The organism is Lyngbya aestuarii BL J, from assembly GCF_000478195.2.
In the GTDB taxonomy this organism is placed as follows: Bacteria; Cyanobacteriota; Cyanobacteriia; order Cyanobacteriales; family Microcoleaceae; genus Capilliphycus; species Capilliphycus aestuarii.
This window is the reverse complement of sequence record NZ_AUZM01000437.1, coordinates 1-288: the sequence shown is the minus strand read 5'-3', so window position 1 is coordinate 288 and position 288 is coordinate 1. Positions and strand designations below refer to the sequence as shown.

Genomic DNA, 288 nt, shown 5'->3' with positions numbered 1-288 from the left:
AATTTGCTGCAAGATAAAGAATCGTTCCGCTTCTCGCATCAAACCCGGTTTAATTTGATTAACTTGGGCTTCCTTGATATCGTAGGCGTTGCGTAACTGTTCGTGTAAGAAGGTCTTAATCTCATCGACATTCAAATCAATCAGTTGGTCTGCATTTAAGTCTGACAGCAAATAAACAAACTCTTTGACCTTACTGACCACATTTTCCAAATCCCACTCCTCCGAGGGCAAATCAGGGTTAATATAGGCATCAACAATGTCATTCATCGTCTGTTCGCCGTACTTAAT

Annotated in this window: 1 pseudogene; it reads right to left on the bottom strand. The window is 40.6% G+C overall.

The features are described from left to right. Nucleotides 1-288 (bottom strand): annotated as a pseudogene (secA, locus tag M595_RS28840) (preprotein translocase subunit SecA); the annotation flags it as partial.